Raw genomic sequence first — 16,702 nt, forward strand, 5'->3', positions numbered from 1 at the left:
TCCCACATGTCGTGCAGGCGGCGCCAGGCGGCTCCGTCCCCCGGGGCGAAGGCCTCCAGGGAGTCGGCGGTGACGTCGACACGGCGGTCGAGCACCGCGCACCGGCCGTCGCTCCGCGGATGCGCGACGACGTGCGGAGCGTGGCTCCAGCGCAGCCCGTGACGCTCCAGGTGCAGCCCGGAGACGACCGGGGACGCGGCGGCCAGCGGATAGAAGGAGCTGCAGAGGTCGCTGACGAAGTCGGGGTGGGCCCCCCGGTCGTGGCGCACGGCGCCGCCCGGTTCCGGCTGTTCCTCCAGGACCTCCACGCTCCAGCCCGCGTCGGCGAGCAGGTTCGCCGCGACCAGTCCGTTGGGCCCGGCTCCGATGACGACGGCGTCAGGCACGGGCGCCTCCCGCGCCGGGCTCCGGCGCGACGACCTGCCCCATGGGCCGGCGCCGCTCCTCCTCCGCCGCCTCGGCCTCGCAGATGTGCGCCAGCCGGGCGAGCATGGCCCGGTGGCGGACCTGGATGAGACCCTCCACGGCCACGTTGTGCAGCGTGCCGCCCGCGCCCCGCAGCGGATGCTCGTCGACGATCACCAGGCAGTGGTCGCCCCAGGGCCGCACCTCGATGGCGATCCGCGCCGTGCCGAGCGGTCCGGCCTTGGCCTCGAGTTCCAGGGCCTCGCCCGGAACGCAGCGCCGCACGACGGTCTCGTTGGACAGGCGCACGGTGCCGAGCCGCACCTCGTAGGCGATCGCGGAGCCGAGCTCCGGCCAGTGCCCGCGCACGGGCTCCGACGACGAGGTGCCCACGACCCATTCCGCATAGCGGGTGCCGTCCTCGAGCACGGTCCACACGGACCGTGGGCTCGCTTTGATCAGACGATGGCGTACCGCCACTTCGACCTCCTGTGTCCCGGAACGACACCAGCCAGCACTGAGTGCCCTCTCTGGCGCGTGTCAACCAGCGGCGGGGCGAGGAGCCGGGACGACCGGGTCAGTGCGTGTCGCGCGTCGGAGCCAGCGCCCACCGGATGCCCGCGGTGACGGCGCTGCCGAGCGGGCGGACGCACACGCTCTCGGCCGGCGGGACGCGGGGCAGCCACAGGGCACGGGAGGCCCAGCCCGGCAGGAGGGAGACCGCGTTGGCGGCGAGGACGCCGTACGGCAGCCGGGCGAGCAGCGGAACAGGCGGGTTGAGCAGCAGGAAACGGGTCGTGCTGCGTGCCTCGGGGGTGGCCCGCAGTTCCGGGCGGTAGGCGGCCAGCCGCTCCTCGAGTCCGGCCCGGTCGACCGGCGGATCGGGTATGCCGAGGGCGGTGGCGATGCGTGCCATGTCGGCGACGTACCCGTCGCAGTCCTCCTCGTCCAGGGGATGCGCGCCGTAGCGCTGGTGGGCGCGCAGGAAGCTGTCGACCTCCGCGACGTGCACCCAGCACAGCAGGTGGGGGTCGGCGGCCCGGTACTCCTCGCCGTCGGCGGTGGTGCCCCGTACCGTCTCGTGGACGGCCCGGACCCGGTCGACGGCCCGCTGGGCGGCGTCCGCGGTGCCGTAGGTGGTGACGGCGAGGAAGGTGCTGGTCCGCTGGAGGCGTCCCCAGGGGTCTCCGCGGAACCCGGAGTGCCCGGCGACGGCGGCCATGGCCAAGGGGTGCAGCGACTGCAGCAGCAGGGCCGACAGGCCGCCGATGAACATCGAGGCGTCCCCGTGCACCCTTCTGACCGGCCGCTCGGGGCCGAACCAGCGCGGTCCGGGCGTGCCGTGGATGCGGGCCCGGTTGTCCGGGCCGTCCGGTCCGGCCACCCTGGAGAAGATCGCGTGCCCGATCCGGCCGCGCAGCGCCGAGCCGCCTTCCGTCAGCAGTCCCATGGCTCGCTCCGCCCTCTTCGCGCCCGCGACGGCCGTGGACGCCCTATGGCTACGTCTGCCCCGCCCCCCTCGGTGCCCACACCGGTCAGGGGACGTCGCCCCACCAGTCGTACACCCGGCCTCCGGGGCTGCGGGGCGCGTACACCGAGCGACCGCCCGCGCCGTAGCGCCCTATCTCGGTGCGCAGACCCACGCCGTCCCTCAGCTCCGCCTCGTCGCGGCCCGTGACATCCAGCAGCAGGCCGTCGAGCGGTCCGCCGGCCAGTTCCACGTACGACCGCCCTTCCCGTGGTCCCGGGTCGTCGTGGTCCGCCCCGTAGACCCGGCCGCGCATGAACTCCAGCTCGTCCATACCGGCAGGGTGACATCCGCCACTGACAGTCGGCCCCGGACGGCGGAGAGGGGCTACACCTGCGGACCGCCCGCGTACGCCGCCCACGGCGCCGGCGCCCGGCCGTCGCTCCAGGCCAGCAGGGCGTCGCGGGCGACGCACACTATGCCGCACTGCGCGGCGTACCCCTCGGCCGGTTCGGTGAAGTCGCTCGTGGTGACGACCAGGGCCAGATCCGCCTCGTGGACGGTGAAGCAGGTGCCGCCGAAGCGCTGCAGGTCCTGCGATCCGACCTTGTTGTCGTCGCCGTAGCGCTTGCACTGGATGACGAGGCGGCGGCCCTCGGGGCACACGGCGATCACGTCGGCCCCCAGGTCCCCGGCGCCGCCGACGACGTGCACCTGTGAGCAGCCGTCGCGTGCGCACAGGGCGGCTATCGCCTCCTCGAACTCCACCGGGCTCAGCGCGTCGAAGTCGTACCCGGGCTCGTCACCGGCCGCGTGGCCCGCGTCCTGGCCGGACGCCGGGTCGGGCCCATGGCCGTCGGCGCGAGCCGCCGGTGGCGCCGGTGCCGTCGCCAGGGCCGGTGCCGGCGTCTCGAGGGCGTCGAGTGCCGTCGTCGTCGCCTGCTCCAGTGCCTCGCCGGCCCGGCGGGCGATCCCCGCGGCGGACAGCCGCCGCCGTCTGCGCCCGTGGGCCAGGACGGTCGCGAGGACCACGCAGACGAGCACGAAAACCCATATCGGGCGCTGGCTCACCACCCCGGACAGCGCGCGCACCGCGAGGCCGCCCGTGACCAGGACCGTGGCGAGCAGGCCGAAGAACATGGCTGTCGCGCGCAGGTCGAAACGCCGCCCGCGGGGCAGCGGACGCGTAGGGCGTTCGGGCATGGTCACCGTGGTGATTCCCTTCTCTGGCAGCCGGCAGACGTGCCCCCGGTAGTCGGGGCCGCCGAAGATCACGTACGCCGTCTGCCCGGGATCGGTGCGTTCACCGGCGTGCCGCTCATGGGCGCGGGGTAGGTGCGGTGTGTGCTGACTGCGGCAACCAGGGAGGTTGGACGGTGGACTGGCGGGGATTCGCTCAGCAGATGGCTTCGATGGCGCGTGATCTCCTGGCCGAACACACCCTCGAGTCCACGCTGCAGCAGATCTCGAGGTCGGCGGTGGACCTCGTCGAGGGCTGCGACGCGTCGGGGATCCTCGTGCTGCGGGGTGACGAGGTGAGTTCGCTGGCGCCCACCGAGCAGCTCGTGATCGACAGCGACCGTCTCCAGGGGATGCTGCGAGAGGGGCCGTGCTTCGACGCGGCCCGGCCCGACCGGACCGAACGGGTCTTCCGCATCCCCGACTTCACCGAGCGCCCCGAGCGCTGGCCGGCCTTCGTGCCCCGCTGCCGGGAACTCGGAGTGGGCAGCATGATGGGATTCCTGCTGTACACGCGGGAGGAGGAGCTCGGAGCGCTGAACATGTACTCCCGCAAGCCGGGGATGTTCACCGAGGACAGCGAGACGGCGGGCTGGCTGCTGGCCTCCCACGCGGCGGTCGCGTTCTCCACCGCCCTGACCGATGCCCAGATGCAGGAGGCCATCGCCACCCGGCACCTGATCGGTGAGGCGATGGGCATCCTGATGGGGCGGCACCAGGTCACCGAGGACCAGGCCTTCGACATCCTGCGCACGCAGTCCCAGCGCACCAACACCAAGCTGCGTGACGTGGCGCGCCGGGTCTGCGAGACCGGCACCGTGGAGCGGTGAGCGCGCGGCCGCCGGTCCCGTGCGGGAAGTTCAGCGGCCGCCCGTCCAGGTGTGGGCGACGTCGATCACGAGGTGGCCGGGCAGTTCCAGCACGCGGAACGGCAGCCGGGCACGCGCTCCGAGACCGATCTGGGTCTCGCCCTCGAAGCTGCCGGCGAACCGCGCGTCCCTGAAGGTGCGGTATCCCGTGAGGTCCACGCCCGGCAGGGGGCGTCCGGCACGCGCGGGGTAGGTGGGCTCGCCGGTCTCGGGTGCGTAGGAGGGCGCGGCCACCCGCACCTCGAGAACGGCGCCGCCTGCTACGGGGACGGGCCGGCCCGATCCGTCCTGGTACAGCCGGTCGACGTAGCGCACGGAGTAGCCGAGGCCGCCGCGTCCCGCCCCGGGCACGTCGACGACCATCCGGTCGAAGCAGTCGTGGCGCCCGGTCCTGATGTCGCGCACCGGCGCGGTCGTGCTGTCGGTGTCGGTCCTGGCGGCGCTTCCCCAGCCGGTGGGGCAGGCCGTGGCCCGGGTGGGCGCCGCCTGGGTGGCCCCGGCCGGGACCGCGGTCGCCGTCAGGGCAGTGCCCACGAGCAGGAGAGTCGCGCAGATTGTTCTGGGTTGAAGCATTTTTGGCCCCCTGGGCTCGTATCCGTCTGGTATCGGGTGAGACGAGCGGGATGCCCCAAAGGTTGCGGCTCCTCTCCGGCCGGTCGCCGTACCGGCGGGCATGGCACATCCTGGTGGGAAGCGAACGAACGATGTCCCGTGCGTCCGCACCGGGAGGGCGCGACATGGACCACGCAGCCACCGAACCGCGCGGGGAGCGGTCGGAAGGTCTGCCCGGGCAGGGAGCCGGGGAGTTCCGGAGCGCGCACCCGGAGCGCCGTCTCGAGGACGCGCTCGCCGCTCCCGTGGTGGCGGCGATCCAGAGCACCGGCGGATACGGCGGCCTGGTGTACCTGCGATCGCGCGACCGGCGTTCGCTGGTGCTCTGCGTGGTGTGCGGTGTCCCCCGCTCACTGCTCAGGCCGTGGTGGCGGGTGCCCGTGGGCGGTGCGCTGCCGATGTCGGAGGCGTACCGCAGGGGCGAGGACCTGTGGCTGCCGGACGAGCGGGCGGCGATGCTGCGCTTCCCGCAGTTCACCGCCGCCCTGCCGTACTCGTTCGCCCACGCCTACCACCCGGTTCGGGTCGGCGGTGAGGACGTGGGCGTCCTGGCCGTGCTGCGTTCGGCCACCCGGGAGCCGGTGGACGAGTTGGCGGTGCGGGAGGCGCTGCGCGAGGCCGGGCGTGACATGGAGGAGCGCCTGACCGACTTCGCCCGCCGGATGCCCGGCCGGGAGGGACCGGACGCCGTCGCCTACGGCATCGACTACGACGACCAGCCGGTGAACGTGCGGCTGCCGACCCCGTCCGTCCGGGCCGTGGAGGTCGGCATCATCGAGTGGGACCTGGACAGCGACCGGTGGTCCGGGGACGACGACGCACTGTCCCTTCTCGGCATCAGGCGGGAGGAGTTCGACGGGACCATGGCGGAGGTCGAGGACCGCGTCAGCCCCGACGACCTGTACGAACTGAGGGCGAGCCGGCGGGAGGCGGAGGAGACCGGACAGGTCAGGGCCCGGCACTTCAGGGTGATGGACGAGGAGGACACGCGGGTCCGCTACCGGCCGCTGGAGCTGTGGGGCCATGTCGTACGGATGGAGGGGGCGGCCAGGATCCTGGTGGGCGCCCTCGTCGACGCGGCCGGCGGGCTCACCGCCGCGGAGGCCGCGGAACGGCTGCCCGACGGGCTGTTCTCCCTCGACCAGGACGGCCGGGTGATCTACGCCAACCGCCGCTGCCAGGAACTGCTGGGCAGCGAGCTGGAACAGCTGCTCGGCCACTACCCCTGGGAGGTGCTCACCTGGCTGCACGACCCCGCCTACGAGGACCGCTACCGGGCGGCGATGCTGACGCAGGAGCCGGTGTCGTACATGGTGCGTGACCCGGACGGCGTCTGGCTGGGGTTCGTGCTGTATCCCGGCGTGCACGGCCTGACGGGCCGGGTCTTCCGCACCAACGCCCCCGCGGGGGCGGAGCCCGGCCGGACCCTGGCACCCGTCGGCGGGGTCGCGGGGGCGCCGTCGGAGCTGGTGGCGCCGACCCGCGCGGGGGCGCTCTACCACGTCGTACAGATGGCCAGTGTGCTGACCGAGGCGGTCACCGTCAGGGATGTGTGCCGGGCCGTGGCCGAGCAGCTGCTGCCCGGGTTCGGCGCGCAGGAGATCGCCCTCTACACGATCCGGGAGGGGCGGATGTACCTGCTGTGGGAGTCCGGCTACCCGGAGCACTTCCTCGACGCGTTCGAAGGGGTGCCGCTCGACGCGAACCTGCCCGGCGTACACGCCCTGACGACCCGGCTGCCACTCTTCTTCGAGTCGCCCGAGGCACTGGTGAACGCCTACCCCGGGCTCGCTCTGGACACCATGCGCGCCTGGTCGTTCCTGCCGCTCATCGCCTCCGGACACCCGGTCGGCTCCTGCATCCTCGGCTGGTCCACACCGCACCGGTTCACCCCCGAGGAGCGCAGCGCGCTGACCGCGCTGGGCGGGCTGGCCGCGCAGGCGATGGAGCGGGCCCGGCTCTACGACGCGGAGTCCGCCGTGGCGCGCGGGCTGCAGGAGGGGCTGCTGCCGCACCGGCTGCCGGCCATCGAGCGGATGCGCACCACCGGCCGGTATCTGCCGGGGACGCAGGGCATGGCCATCGGGGGCGACTGGTACGACGTGATCAGGACGGGGCGGGGAGTGGCCCTGGTGATCGGTGACGTCGAGGGGCACAGCGTCGGCGCCGCGGCGGTCATGGGGCAGCTGCGCAGCGCGGTGCACGCCTTCGCGGCGAGCGGCCGGCCGCCGCAGGAGGTCATCACCCACACGAACCGGCTGCTGGCCGAGCTGGAGACGGACGTGTTCGCCACCTGCTGCTACATCGAACTCGAACCCGCCACCGGCCGTGCGCTGGCCGTCCGGGCGGGGCATCCCCCTCCCCTGCTGCGCCATCCCGACGGCCGCACCGAGAGCCTGGACCTGCCCGGCGGTGTGATGCTCGGCGTGCAGCCGGACGCCGTCTACCCGGTCACGGCACTGACCCTGGCCTCCGGCAGTGTGCTCGCCCTGTACACGGACGGGCTCGTCGAGACGCCGGGCAGTGACATCGAGACGGGCATCGAGGAGGTCCGGCTCCGTCTGGCCCACAGCCGCACCGACTCCGTCGAGGAGCTCGCCGACCAGTTGATCCGGACGGCCCGCAGGACCGAGGACCGCCCGGACGACGTGGCCCTGCTGCTGACGGCGTACGACTGGGCCCCGGGAAACGGCACCTGACGGCGTGTCGGGCCGGGTCTCACAGGCAGTAGCGCACCAGCCACTCGTCCGGGTCGTAGGCGCGGCGGGCCGGGTCGTCGGGCAGGGCCGGCCGTTCCTCGACCATGTCCTCCACCCGGACCGGCTCCGGGAGACGGCCGAAACGGGCCTGACGCGCGGTGGCCGCCCGGTCCTCGTCCTCGTGCGTGTGCACCGTTCCCTGGCTCACGGCAACTCCCCTCTGCGGCCGGCCGATGCTCCCCCTCGGACAACACCGCGGCCTCCATGTCGAGTTTCCCACACCGGCGCCCGGAAGCACGGCTTCGTGCACCGGGCAGGACAGACGCCAAGCGGCAGGACCCCCAGGGGGTCCTGCCGCCGTTCACGTGCCGTGGGGGATCAGGCCCCGCGCCGCACGCTCCGCAGGACGAAGAATCCGAAGATCACCAGGACTCCGCCCAGCGCGGCTGGCCACAGCTGGGCCCCGGTCTCGGCGAGGCTCCCCGTCCCGGCCTGTGCCTGGGTCCCGTCCTCTGTTCCGAGTTCGGGGAGGCTGCCGGGCACCTCGGCGGCCTGGGCCGCCTGACCGCCGACGCCCTCGCCGCCCCGGTCGCCGTCCTGGTTCCCGGCGCCCGCGTCCCCGCCGTTCCCGGCCGGGAGGGAGGCCTTCACATCGGGCTGCTCGGGCTGCTCGGGTCGTGCGGTGCCGTCGCCGCCCGCGGGCTCCTCGGCGGCAGGGCTCTCGGCCGGAGTCTCAGCCGGGGTCTCAGCCGGGGTCTCGGCCGGGGTCTCCGACGGCTGCTCCTGACCGCCGTCGCCCTGGTCGCCGCCGTCGCCAGGCTTGTCGCCGCCGTCGCCCTGGTCACCGTCGCCGGGCTTGTCGCCACCGTCGCCCTGGCCCGGGTCCTCCGGCGTGGCCGTGGGCTCCTCCGGCTGCTGCGGCTCCTCGCTCGGCTCGCCGTCACCGTTGCCGCCGTCACCGGCACCGCAGGTGCGGCCCTCGTTGATGCAGCCGACCATCTCGTTCATCAGGTCCTCGTCGAAGACGTTGATGAAGTCGCCGTGGTCCGTGATCGGCTTGTGCAGCTGCTCCGGGAAGGAGTCGACCGCGAACAACGGCGTCGTCCTGCCGCCGTCCTCGAGGCTCGGCGCGTCGACGTCGTAGACGATGCGCTGCACCAGCTGCGGCACCGGCTTGAAGCCCGCCGGGCAGTTGCCCTCGGCGTCCGTGAACGCCATGTGCGTACGGTGGTTGGCGCTGTCGATGTTGCGCCCGTCCCAGCAGCTCTGGAAGTCGAAGGTGCGCACGACGTCGCTGCCCTCGGGGCACAGCGGGTACTTGTCCGTCAGCTGCCGGTCCTCGAAACCGGTGCAGCTCCACGACGCGTTGGCGTTGGCGGGGCCGTTGACGAACGACTTGGCGTCGCCGGTGATGATGCGCAGCAGCCGGGGCATGGCGGTGACGTCTCCGCGCGGGTTGCCCACGAAGGTCAGCGTGACCTCCTTGGGGGTGACGATCTCACCGGCGTTGCCCTCGATGCCGCCGCCAGGGGCGTCGGCATCCCGCTCCTGGGTTCCGTTCTGCAGGCGCAGCACCGGCCAGTAGTACGACGACTTGTCGCCCTGGTCCTCGCAGCTCGTGTCCGCCTGCGCCAGATCCTCGTCGCTGGAGAAGGCGTTGGTGACCTGGTTGCCGATGTAGTCGTGGAAGTGGTGGGCGCCGTTGCTGACACCCGGGGCGGCGATCACGTTGTCCGAGTTGAACACGCCGTTCGCGTTGACGCCGCACTCGGTGGTGAAGGTGCCGCGGGAGGCGTTCTCCGTCTGCTTCGTCCTGGAGACGTTGGGCTGGACGCTCTCGATGTCGACGTAGTCACCGGCGACAGGACCGTTGCCGGCCTGGCCGCCGTTCCCGCCCTGGCCCTGCTGGTCCTGACCACCCTGCTGGCCCTGACCACCTTGCTGGTCCTGGCCCTGCTGGTCCTGTCCATCGCCGCCGTCGCCCGCCTGCTCGCCGCCGGTGCCGTCGCCTTCCTGGCCGGCGCCCTGCTCAGCAGGGGCGTTGCCCGACTCGCGCACGGCACAGGCGGCGAGTTCCTCCAGTCCCTCGGGCCGGTCGCCCACCCGGTCGATGGCGGTCGCTATGCGGGAGAGCGTCGCGGAGCGCTTCTCCTTCAGCGGCCCGGCGATCGCGTTGTCCGCGAACGCCGGGTCCTGCCGGAGGGCGTCGGCCGACTCGCCGAGCCGCCTGTAGGCCTCGGCGACCTGCGCGTCGAGACCGGCGAGTTCCTTGTCGACCTCCGCCCGTGCCTCCTGGGGCACCGACGTCAGCCGCGTGGCCACGTCGGGGCAGTCGATCGTGGCGCCGGCAAGAACCCGCGCCTGATCGGCACCCGTCCCGCCCTCCTCCGTCGCGGAAGCGTAGACATTTGCCGCCATCATCCCGCCTCCGCCGAGGATCAGGGCGAACGCGGCCAGAGTCGCGCGCTGTTTCGGGCGTCTGCGTGTGTTGCGTGGCAAGGCAGTACTCCTACGCTTCCGTCGCGGGGGTCGGCATGGGATTCCCACGCCCCATACGCAGACGGACCGCCGTGTGTTCAGACGCCTCGCGATTTCTTCACGGGATCCCGGAGCGGACGAGCCCCGGGACGGCGGGTCCCCGCCGGGCTCGGCACGCCCGGCGGGGACCCGGTGTTCGGGGAAGGTGACGTTCCGTCGGCTCAGCCGAAGTTGACGTCACTGCAGAGGAAGTACGTCTGGTCCATGTGCGAGGCCTGCCAGATCGTGTAGACGACGTGGCGGCCGCTGAGACCCGACGTGCTCACCGGGATCGAGTAGTTCTGGCTGGGGGCGTACGCGCCGGTGCGCGCCACCAGTTGCAGGTCGTCCCAGCCCAGCTGCTGCGTGGCGGGGTCGAAGCCCTGCCGGGTGACGTAGACGAGGAAGTAGTCCGCGCCGTGGCTGGCCTGGTCGTGGAGCCGGACGGTGAAGTCGTCGTTCACGTCCGTCGTCTTCCAGGCACCCACCGTGTCCAAGGAGTTGTACCGCCCGCCCTCGGTGTGCCCGCCGCTGCACAGCTGACCGTCGGGGACGACGGCCTGGAAGTTCCCGGCGGAACCGTTGCGGTACAGACCGTTCCAGTTCCACATGGCGTTGGGGTTGTCCTGCCAGGCCTGCCAGCACATCGGGTCCTGCTGGGCCATCGCCGGGTTCTGGAAGTCACTCCCCCAGCGCTGCCAGCAGCCGTAGTTGCGGGACGCCGGGTCGACCACGGAGCCGTGGGCGACGGCCGTGCCGCTCCAGGGGATCAGGGTGAGCAGCGCGGCCACCGCGACGGTCAGAGCGAGCGACAGGCGGGACCGGAGCACGGATGTGACATAGCCATGCCAAACCATGAAGACCTTCTTTCCACTGTGGGGGTTGTGGGGGTGGGGGGAGCGCCGCCCATCCGGACATGGGAGCGCTCCCAAACCAGGCTGCGCTCGACGAAACGGAGCGGCAACATGCATTCGCGCCACTTCCCGGCGGGCCGTGGCGCGTTCGACGCGTTCGACGGGACGGGGCGGCGACCCCTCAGAACCGGTCGGGCTCCTCGGTCGTACGTCCGAGGCAGACGACCGACTCGCCCATCGGTGCGTCGATCTCCTCGAAGCCCATCCGGTCGTAGAAGGCCCGGGCCGGCTTGTTGGCGGCCGCCATCACGAGGTGCACGGACGGCACTCCCGCGTCCCGCAGCGCCCTGAGGAAGGTCCGCATGAGCCGCCGGCCGTAACCGCGCCCCTGCCACTCGGGCAGCAGGTCGATGTGCAGATGGGCCGGCCAGGCGGCCAGCTCGGGGACGACCATCCGCTCCGGGTGGTGCAGCAGCAGGGCGATCTCCTCGTCCGGGGTCTCCGGCGGCCCGGACGGTCCGGGATGGCGGTCGGCGACCAGCGGGAGCCATGCCGCACGGAAGGTCCTGGCGAAGCGGGCCGTGTCGGCGGTGCCGACGACGTAGCCGACCGCCCGGCCGCTCCCGTCGTCCAGGACGAAGGCGAGCTCGGGCTCCAGATGGACGTAGGGGGCCGCGAAGGTGTCCGGGAAGACGGTGGGATCGGCGTAGTGGGGGCGGCTGTCCTGGCCGTTGTGCGCGGTGCGGATGCAGATGTCGTCGAGGGCGGCCCGGTCCTCGCGACGGTACGGGCGGATCCTGGGGGACTCGGTCATGTCCGGCATCCTGCACCTTTGGGAGCGCTCCCACAACCTCTTTGGGGCCGGGCCGGATCCCGGCCCGGCGTGACATGGCGGTCACGGGTTACTCGATGGCCATGAAGCTGCATATCCCGGGGCTGAACGACAAGCAGGCCCACAAGGGCACGACGGACGAGGCCCGCCCGGGTCACGGGGGACAGCGCGCGGCGCCGGACGAGGCCCGTCCGGATCAGGAGGCGGAGCGCGCGGCGCCGGACGACCCCGGGCCCAGTGACGAGGTGGAGCGGGCGGCGCCCGACTCACCGGCCAAGCTGCCGAAAGGGGCGTGGGGCGCGGCGCTGAAGGGCAGCCTGCACGAGTTCAAGGACGACGAACTCACGGACCGGGCCGCGGCGCTGACGTACTACGGCGTCCTGTCGCTGTTCCCGGCGTTGCTGGCGCTCGTGTCCATCCTGGGCCTCACCGGCAAATCCACCACCGACAAGGTGCTGGAGAACCTCCAGGAGCTCACCGCCCCCGGCGCGGCCCGGGACATCATCACGCAGGCGGTCGAGCAGCTCCAGGGCAACGCGGGCATCGGCTCGATCGTGGCGATCGTCGGTCTGGTGCTGGCCATCTGGTCGGCGTCCGGCTATGTGGCGGCGTTCATGCGCTCGGCGAACGCGGTCTACGACATGCCCGAGGGGCGTCCGGTGTGGAAGGTGCTCCCGGTACGCGTCGGAGTGACGGTCGTGCTGATGCTGATGGCCGTGATCAGTGCGCTGATCGTGGTCTTCACCGGCGGTCTGGCCCGTCAGGCGGGCGATCTGCTCGGTCTGGGCGACACCGCGCTGACCGTGTGGTCGATCGCCAAGTGGCCGGTGCTGATCGTCCTGGTCGTCATGATGATCGCACTGCTGTACTGGGCGGCCCCGAACGCCAAGGTCCGGGGGTTCCGGTGGATCACTCCGGGCAGTTTCCTGGCGCTGCTGATCTGGCTGGTCGCCTCCGCGGGCTTCGCCCTCTACGTGGCCAACTTCGGGTCGTACAACAAGACGTACGGCACGATGGCCGGTGTCATCGTGTTCCTGATCTGGCTGTGGATCACCAACCTGGCCATTCTGCTCGGGCTGGAGTTCGACGCGGAGATCGCCCGGCAGCGGGCCATCGCCGGGGGCCATCCGCCGGAGGCGGAGCCGTACACGCAGCCGCGCGACACTCGGGCCTGGGACGAGGAGGACCGGCGGCGGATGGACGAGACCTGACCATCCCGAGGGACCCGAACGGACCGCCCGACGGCCCGGCCGCACCGGCGGCCGGGCCGTTTCAGTCCGCCAGGCCGGCCGCGAGCGTGGCGCCCAGTTCCCAGCACTGTTCGGCGGCGGCCTTGTCGGGCTCACCGGTGACCGTCACGGTCTCCGCCGCGCGACGCCAGCCCAGACCCGTCGTGACCGATTCGATGCCGCGTACCGCGCCCGTGACGTCGCTGCCGCCGTGCACGTAGTAACCGAAGGGCCGCCCCCGCGTGGTGTCCAGGCAGGGATAGTAGATCTGGTCGAAGAAGTGCTTGAGCGCCCCCGACATGTAGCCGAGATTGGCGGGTGTGCCGAGGAGGTAGCCGTCCGCGTCCAGGACGTCGGAGGCGGTGGCGGAGAGGGCCGCCCGCCGCACCACCCGGACGCCCTCGATCTCCGGGGCCGTCGTCCCGGCGAGGACGGCTTCGAACATCGCCTGGCAGTTGGGCGAGGGCGTGTGGTGGACGATCAGCAGAGTCGGCACACCCCGACCCTGCCGTGCCGGCCGCGGCGTCCGCAAGCCGGGCGGCAGCCGCGCACGGGCGGTGCCCCGTTGTCACGACGGGACGCGAAGTGGCACGATGCCCCGCATCGGAAACGCGGAGACGGGGTGCGTCTTGGTCGACGAGGAACACGAGTCACCGGCGGCGGCGGTGTTCGACGCGCTGGGCAGCGAGTACGAGAAGGCGTTCGCCTCCTCGGCGGCTCACCGGGCGTCGCTGGACTGGCTGCTGGAGCGCCTGGCGCCCGGCAGCAGGGTGCTGGACGTGGGCAGCGGCACGGGCCGGCCCACGGCCGAGGTGCTCGCCGCCGCGGGTCACCGGGTGCTGGGGGTCGACGTGTCCCCGGTGATGGTGGAGATCGCCTCCCGTCAGGTGCCCGAGGCCGAGTTCCGTTGCGAGGACATCCGCCGGACGACGCTCGAGGACGCTTCTTTCGACGCGGTCTGCCTCTACTTCGCGACGTTGCAGATGTCCCGGTCGGAGCAGTCCGGGCTGCTCCGCCGGCTGGGCCGGGCGCTGCGCCCGGGCGGTCTGCTCGTGCTGGCCACCGTGCCGCTGGACGTGGAGGAGTTCGACGGGGTGTTCATGGGACAGCCCGTGCGGGTCACCAGCTTCGCGGCCGAGGACCTCATCGCCCTGGTGCGCGAGGCGGGGCTGACGGTGCAGTCGGAGCGGAGCGTGATGTTCACCCCGACCCACCCGGACGCCCGGCCGGAGCCGCACCTGTTCCTGCACTGCCGCCGCGAGGGGCCCGCCCCCGTGGGCTGACGCCCGGGCCCGGGCGTCCCCGCGGCGTGACCACCGCGCCCCGGTGACTACGGCAGGGGCTTCGGCTCCTTCTGCGCGGCCTGGAGGTCCGCGAGGAGTTCGGCCTGGCCGGCGAGGACACCGGACAGGATGGTGCGGGCGACCCGCAGCAGTTCCGCCACGTGCGGGCTGGTCAGCGAGTAGTACACAGTCGAGCCCTCCTTGCGGCCGACCACCAGGTTCGCCCGCCGCAGCACGGCCAGTTGCTGGGAGAGGTGCGCCGGCTCGATGCCCACCTCGGGCAGCATCTCCGCGACCGCGTGCTCGCGCTCGCTGAGCAGTTCCAGCACGCGGATCCGGGCGGGGTGCCCCAGTGTCTTGAAGAACTCGGCCTTCAGCTGGTACAGCGGCGTGGTCATCGTGCCGTCCCCTTTCCGGCGCGGCAGCACGGCCCCGGCGGCCGGTCCTCGGTCCATCGCCTCATCCGTTCGTCGACACCCGCCTCGGCATTTTCCGACATTAGCAACGTCGTACATCCCCGCCGTCCGGCGGTGGTCTCCGGTGGCCTCACAGGGGAAGCGTGATCCAGACGCTCTTGCCGCGGCCGTCGGCGTCGCCGCGGACCACGGCGGTGCCGCCGAGGCCGTGGGTCAGTTCGACGACGGTGGCCAGTCCGCCCGGTCCGGCGCCGTCCGCCCCGTACAGCCGGGGCCGGCGGGGGTGGCGGTCGTGCACGGCGAACACCAGGCACTCGGGGCCCGCCGCGTAGATCACCGTGGTCTGCGGGGAGACCTCGGCCGCGTGGCGGACGCTGTTGGTCACCAGTTCGCTCAGGATGAGCAGCGCCGGGCCCACCGCCGGGTGGTGTGCGCCTATGCCCCACTCCGCGAGGGCCTGCTCGGCGGTCTCGCGGGCGAGACGCACGGCACCCGGCCCGGTGGGCAGGGTGAGCACGTGGCGGTACGGCAGCGTGTGCGGCGCGGGGATCATCGGTGCTCCGCCCGGGGCGCCGGGGTCCGGTGTCCGGTCGCCCGCAGGACCCCGGCGCGTTCCAGGTGGGCACGGGCCGCGGCGATCGCCTCGGGCGTGGTGACGTACTCCCGGCCCTCGTGCCGCAGCAGTTCCAGCACGCCCACCGAGGCCAGGGCCTGGCGGTGGGCCGGGCGGACGCCGGAGGCCAGGACAAGAATCCCGCGCCGCCTCAGTTTCGTCACCGCGTCCTTGAGGACCAGGGCGCCGGTGGCGTCGACGACGCTGACGTGGGACATGCGCAGGACGACCACGCGCACGTCGGCGAGTTCCGCCAGCTCCAGCAGGAAGCGGTGGGCGGCGGCGAAGAACAGCGGACCGTCGATGCGGTAGGCGACGATGTGCTCGGCCAGCAGTTCGTGCTCCTCCTCCGTGTGGTCGCCCCGGTCCAGCGGGAGCGGGGCCAGCCGGGCCTGACGGGCGACCGCTCCCAGCGCGAGGACGGCCGCGACGCCCAGTCCGATGATCACCGCCTGGACCAGGTCGAGGACGAGCGTGGCGGCCGCGGTGAGGACGAGGATCAGCGCGTCGGAGCGGGTGGCGCGGGTCATCGCGCGCAGCGAACCGACCTCGACCATGCGGACCGCGGTCGCCAGCAGGACGCCGGCGAGGGCCGCCAGCGGGATCCGCGACACCAGCGGGGCGGCCGCGAAGACGATCACGGCGAGGACCGCCGCGTGCGTGAGGGAGGCCAGCCGGGAGGTCGCGCCGGTACGGACGTTGACGGCGGTACGGGCGATCGCGCCGGTGGCGGGGACGCCGCCGAACAGCGGCGCCGCCATGTTGGCGAGGCCCTGGCCGAACAGCTCGCGGTCGGGGTCGTGCCGCTGTCCGACGGTCATGCCGTCGGCGACGGAGGCGGACAGCAGCGACTCCAGGGCGGCCAGCGCGGCCACGGCCAGGGCGGGCGCGAGCAGGCTGCCCAGGGCTCCGGTGTCGACGAAGGAGAGCGAGGGTGCGGGCAGGCCCGGCGGCAGGTCGCCGATCGGCCGCGCCCCGTCCAGCCCCGCGGCCTGTGTCACGGCCGTGGCCGCGATCACCGCCAGCACGGAGAAGGGAACGGTGGGCTTCCAGCGGGCGCCGATCAGCATCGTGCCCGCCACCGCGAGCGCCAGGGTCGGTGCGGTCCAGTCGGGGGCGCGGACGAACTCCTGTCCGGCCCGCCAGGCCACCACCAGGACCCGCTCGCCCTCGGCCCCGGACACGCCGAGGGCGTTCGGGACCTGCTGCAGTCCGATCACACAGGCGATGCCGAGCGTGAAGCCCTCCACCACCGGCGCCGGCACGTACCGCATGCTGCCCCCGGCCCGGAGCAGCGCCAGCCCGACCAGGATCACGCCCGCCATCAGGCCGACGGTGAGCACACCCCCCGGCCCGTGGTCGGCGACGATCGGCACGAGCACCACCGTCATCGCCCCGGTCGGCCCGGAGACCTGGAGACTGGAGCCGCCGAACACGGCCGCGAGTGCCCCGGCGACCACGGCGGTGGCGAGCCCCGCCTCGGCGCCGAGCCCGGAGGAGACACCGAATCCGAGCGCGAGCGGCAGGGCGACGACCGCGACCGTCAGGCCGGCGAGCAGGTCACGTCGTGGATGGCGCCGCATCTGGTCCAGGTCGGCGCGGGTGGGCAGCAGCGAGACGATCCGGGACCGGATTCCGGCCGGCGGCGGCGGTACGGACACGGCCC

At 72.9% G+C, this 16,702-nt stretch carries 18 protein-coding genes; 4 read left to right on the forward strand and 14 right to left on the reverse strand.

Annotation, left to right across the window (positions count from 1 at the left end):
* The 5 genes from BU52_RS26920 to BU52_RS26940 form a co-directional block, all read right to left on the reverse strand.
* A partial coding sequence (locus BU52_RS26920; protein ID WP_037939086.1) for a phytoene desaturase family protein occupies positions 1-386 on the reverse strand: 386 nt, incomplete at its 3' end.
* Positions 379-885: an SRPBCC family protein gene (locus tag BU52_RS26925; protein ID WP_037939087.1), complete on the reverse strand. Its 507-nt coding sequence runs from the start codon at positions 883-885 to the stop codon at positions 379-381. The genes BU52_RS26925 and BU52_RS26920, both read right to left, overlap by 8 nt.
* Positions 886-982: 97 nt before the next feature.
* Complete coding sequence (locus tag BU52_RS26930; protein WP_037939088.1) at positions 983-1,855, reverse strand: oxygenase MpaB family protein; 873 nt, start codon at positions 1,853-1,855, stop codon at positions 983-985.
* A gap of 85 nt (positions 1,856-1,940) precedes the next feature.
* Positions 1,941-2,207, reverse strand: coding sequence for a hypothetical protein (locus BU52_RS26935; protein WP_037939090.1), 267 nt, complete (start codon positions 2,205-2,207; stop codon positions 1,941-1,943).
* 53 nt (positions 2,208-2,260) lie between these two features.
* Complete coding sequence (locus BU52_RS26940) at positions 2,261-3,082, reverse strand: restriction endonuclease (protein ID WP_037939242.1); 822 nt, start codon at positions 3,080-3,082, stop codon at positions 2,261-2,263.
* A gap of 194 nt (positions 3,083-3,276) precedes the next feature.
* Here BU52_RS26940 and BU52_RS26945 point away from each other — a divergent pair, with 194 nt between their 5' ends.
* A complete protein-coding gene (locus tag BU52_RS26945) occupies positions 3,277-3,942 on the forward strand; it encodes a GAF and ANTAR domain-containing protein (protein WP_078903460.1) in 666 nt (221 codons plus the stop codon).
* 30 nt (positions 3,943-3,972) lie between these two features.
* Here BU52_RS26945 and BU52_RS26950 read toward each other — a convergent pair whose 3' ends face one another.
* A complete protein-coding gene (locus tag BU52_RS26950; RefSeq protein ID WP_200881305.1) occupies positions 3,973-4,554 on the reverse strand; it encodes an AMIN-like domain-containing (lipo)protein in 582 nt (193 codons plus the stop codon).
* Between the two features lie 164 nt (positions 4,555-4,718).
* Here BU52_RS26950 and BU52_RS26955 point away from each other — a divergent pair, with 164 nt between their 5' ends.
* Positions 4,719-7,292, forward strand: a complete 2,574-nt coding sequence (locus BU52_RS26955) for a SpoIIE family protein phosphatase (protein WP_051858621.1) — start codon at positions 4,719-4,721, stop codon at positions 7,290-7,292.
* 19 nt (positions 7,293-7,311) lie between these two features.
* Here BU52_RS26955 and BU52_RS26960 read toward each other — a convergent pair whose 3' ends face one another.
* The 4 genes from BU52_RS26960 to BU52_RS26975 all read right to left on the reverse strand — a co-directional run bounded on the left by BU52_RS26960 (position 7,312) and on the right by BU52_RS26975 (position 11,477).
* A complete protein-coding gene (locus tag BU52_RS26960) occupies positions 7,312-7,500 on the reverse strand; it encodes a hypothetical protein (protein WP_037939094.1) in 189 nt (62 codons plus the stop codon).
* Between the two features lie 170 nt (positions 7,501-7,670).
* Positions 7,671-9,710: a DUF1996 domain-containing protein gene (locus tag BU52_RS26965; RefSeq protein WP_037939251.1), complete on the reverse strand. Its 2,040-nt coding sequence runs from the start codon at positions 9,708-9,710 to the stop codon at positions 7,671-7,673.
* 281 nt (positions 9,711-9,991) lie between these two features.
* The gene (locus BU52_RS26970; protein WP_037939097.1) at positions 9,992-10,666 is read right to left on the reverse strand and encodes a lytic polysaccharide monooxygenase auxiliary activity family 9 protein; all 675 of its coding nucleotides are present in this window, start codon (positions 10,664-10,666) and stop codon (positions 9,992-9,994) included.
* Positions 10,667-10,844: 178 nt separating this feature from the next.
* A complete protein-coding gene (locus BU52_RS26975) occupies positions 10,845-11,477 on the reverse strand; it encodes a GNAT family N-acetyltransferase (protein WP_037939254.1) in 633 nt (210 codons plus the stop codon).
* A gap of 101 nt (positions 11,478-11,578) precedes the next feature.
* Between BU52_RS26975 and BU52_RS26980 the strand changes: the two genes are divergently transcribed.
* The gene (locus BU52_RS26980) at positions 11,579-12,706 is read left to right on the forward strand and encodes a YihY/virulence factor BrkB family protein (RefSeq protein WP_037939257.1); all 1,128 of its coding nucleotides are present in this window, start codon (positions 11,579-11,581) and stop codon (positions 12,704-12,706) included.
* Positions 12,707-12,767: 61 nt separating this feature from the next.
* Here BU52_RS26980 and BU52_RS26985 read toward each other — a convergent pair whose 3' ends face one another.
* Complete coding sequence (locus tag BU52_RS26985) at positions 12,768-13,220, reverse strand: flavodoxin family protein (protein ID WP_037939100.1); 453 nt, start codon at positions 13,218-13,220, stop codon at positions 12,768-12,770.
* 97 nt (positions 13,221-13,317) lie between these two features.
* Between BU52_RS26985 and BU52_RS26990 the strand changes: the two genes are divergently transcribed.
* Positions 13,318-14,007 (forward strand): class I SAM-dependent methyltransferase, encoded by a 690-nt coding sequence (locus tag BU52_RS26990; protein ID WP_037939104.1) that lies wholly within the window; start codon positions 13,318-13,320, stop codon positions 14,005-14,007.
* A 47-nt stretch (positions 14,008-14,054) separates the two neighbouring features.
* Here the strand turns inward: BU52_RS26990 and BU52_RS26995 are convergent, their stop codons facing one another.
* The 3 genes from BU52_RS26995 to BU52_RS27005 all read right to left on the reverse strand — a co-directional run bounded on the left by BU52_RS26995 (position 14,055) and on the right by BU52_RS27005 (position 16,619).
* Positions 14,055-14,405: an ArsR/SmtB family transcription factor gene (locus BU52_RS26995; protein WP_037939260.1), complete on the reverse strand. Its 351-nt coding sequence runs from the start codon at positions 14,403-14,405 to the stop codon at positions 14,055-14,057.
* Positions 14,406-14,553: 148 nt separating this feature from the next.
* The gene (locus tag BU52_RS27000; RefSeq protein WP_037939106.1) at positions 14,554-14,976 is read right to left on the reverse strand and encodes an ATP-binding protein; all 423 of its coding nucleotides are present in this window, start codon (positions 14,974-14,976) and stop codon (positions 14,554-14,556) included.
* Complete coding sequence (locus tag BU52_RS27005; RefSeq protein WP_078903461.1) at positions 14,973-16,619, reverse strand: SulP family inorganic anion transporter; 1,647 nt, start codon at positions 16,617-16,619, stop codon at positions 14,973-14,975. Before BU52_RS27005 ends, BU52_RS27000 begins: the two co-directional genes overlap by 4 nt.
* Positions 16,620-16,702 lie beyond the last annotated feature (83 nt).

It is taken from the genome of Streptomyces toyocaensis (genome assembly GCF_000725125.1).
Classification (GTDB): domain Bacteria; phylum Actinomycetota; class Actinomycetes; order Streptomycetales; family Streptomycetaceae; genus Streptomyces; species Streptomyces toyocaensis.

Excerpts from the sequence above, each read along its gene's own strand:
- BU52_RS26980 (WP_037939257.1), top strand. The coding sequence starts at position 11,579 with ATGAAGCTGCATATCCCGGGGCTGAACGACAAGCAGGCCCACAAGGGC.
- BU52_RS26995 (WP_037939260.1), bottom strand. The coding sequence starts at position 14,405 with ATGACCACGCCGCTGTACCAGCTGAAGGCCGAGTTCTTCAAGACACTG.
- BU52_RS26935 (WP_037939090.1), bottom strand. The coding sequence starts at position 2,207 with ATGGACGAGCTGGAGTTCATGCGCGGCCGGGTCTACGGGGCGGACCAC.
- BU52_RS26945 (WP_078903460.1), top strand. The coding sequence starts at position 3,277 with ATGGCTTCGATGGCGCGTGATCTCCTGGCCGAACACACCCTCGAGTCC.
- BU52_RS26970 (WP_037939097.1), bottom strand. The coding sequence starts at position 10,666 with ATGGTTTGGCATGGCTATGTCACATCCGTGCTCCGGTCCCGCCTGTCG.
- BU52_RS26950 (WP_200881305.1), bottom strand. The coding sequence starts at position 4,554 with ATGCTTCAACCCAGAACAATCTGCGCGACTCTCCTGCTCGTGGGCACT.
- BU52_RS26955 (WP_051858621.1), top strand. The coding sequence starts at position 4,719 with ATGGACCACGCAGCCACCGAACCGCGCGGGGAGCGGTCGGAAGGTCTG.
- BU52_RS27005 (WP_078903461.1), bottom strand. The coding sequence starts at position 16,619 with ATGCGGCGCCATCCACGACGTGACCTGCTCGCCGGCCTGACGGTCGCG.
- BU52_RS27000 (WP_037939106.1), bottom strand. The coding sequence starts at position 14,976 with ATGATCCCCGCGCCGCACACGCTGCCGTACCGCCACGTGCTCACCCTG.
- BU52_RS26975 (WP_037939254.1), bottom strand. The coding sequence starts at position 11,477 with ATGACCGAGTCCCCCAGGATCCGCCCGTACCGTCGCGAGGACCGGGCC.
- BU52_RS26990 (WP_037939104.1), top strand. The coding sequence starts at position 13,318 with ATGCCCCGCATCGGAAACGCGGAGACGGGGTGCGTCTTGGTCGACGAG.
- BU52_RS26965 (WP_037939251.1), bottom strand. The coding sequence starts at position 9,710 with ATGGCGGCAAATGTCTACGCTTCCGCGACGGAGGAGGGCGGGACGGGT.
- BU52_RS26930 (WP_037939088.1), bottom strand. The coding sequence starts at position 1,855 with ATGGGACTGCTGACGGAAGGCGGCTCGGCGCTGCGCGGCCGGATCGGG.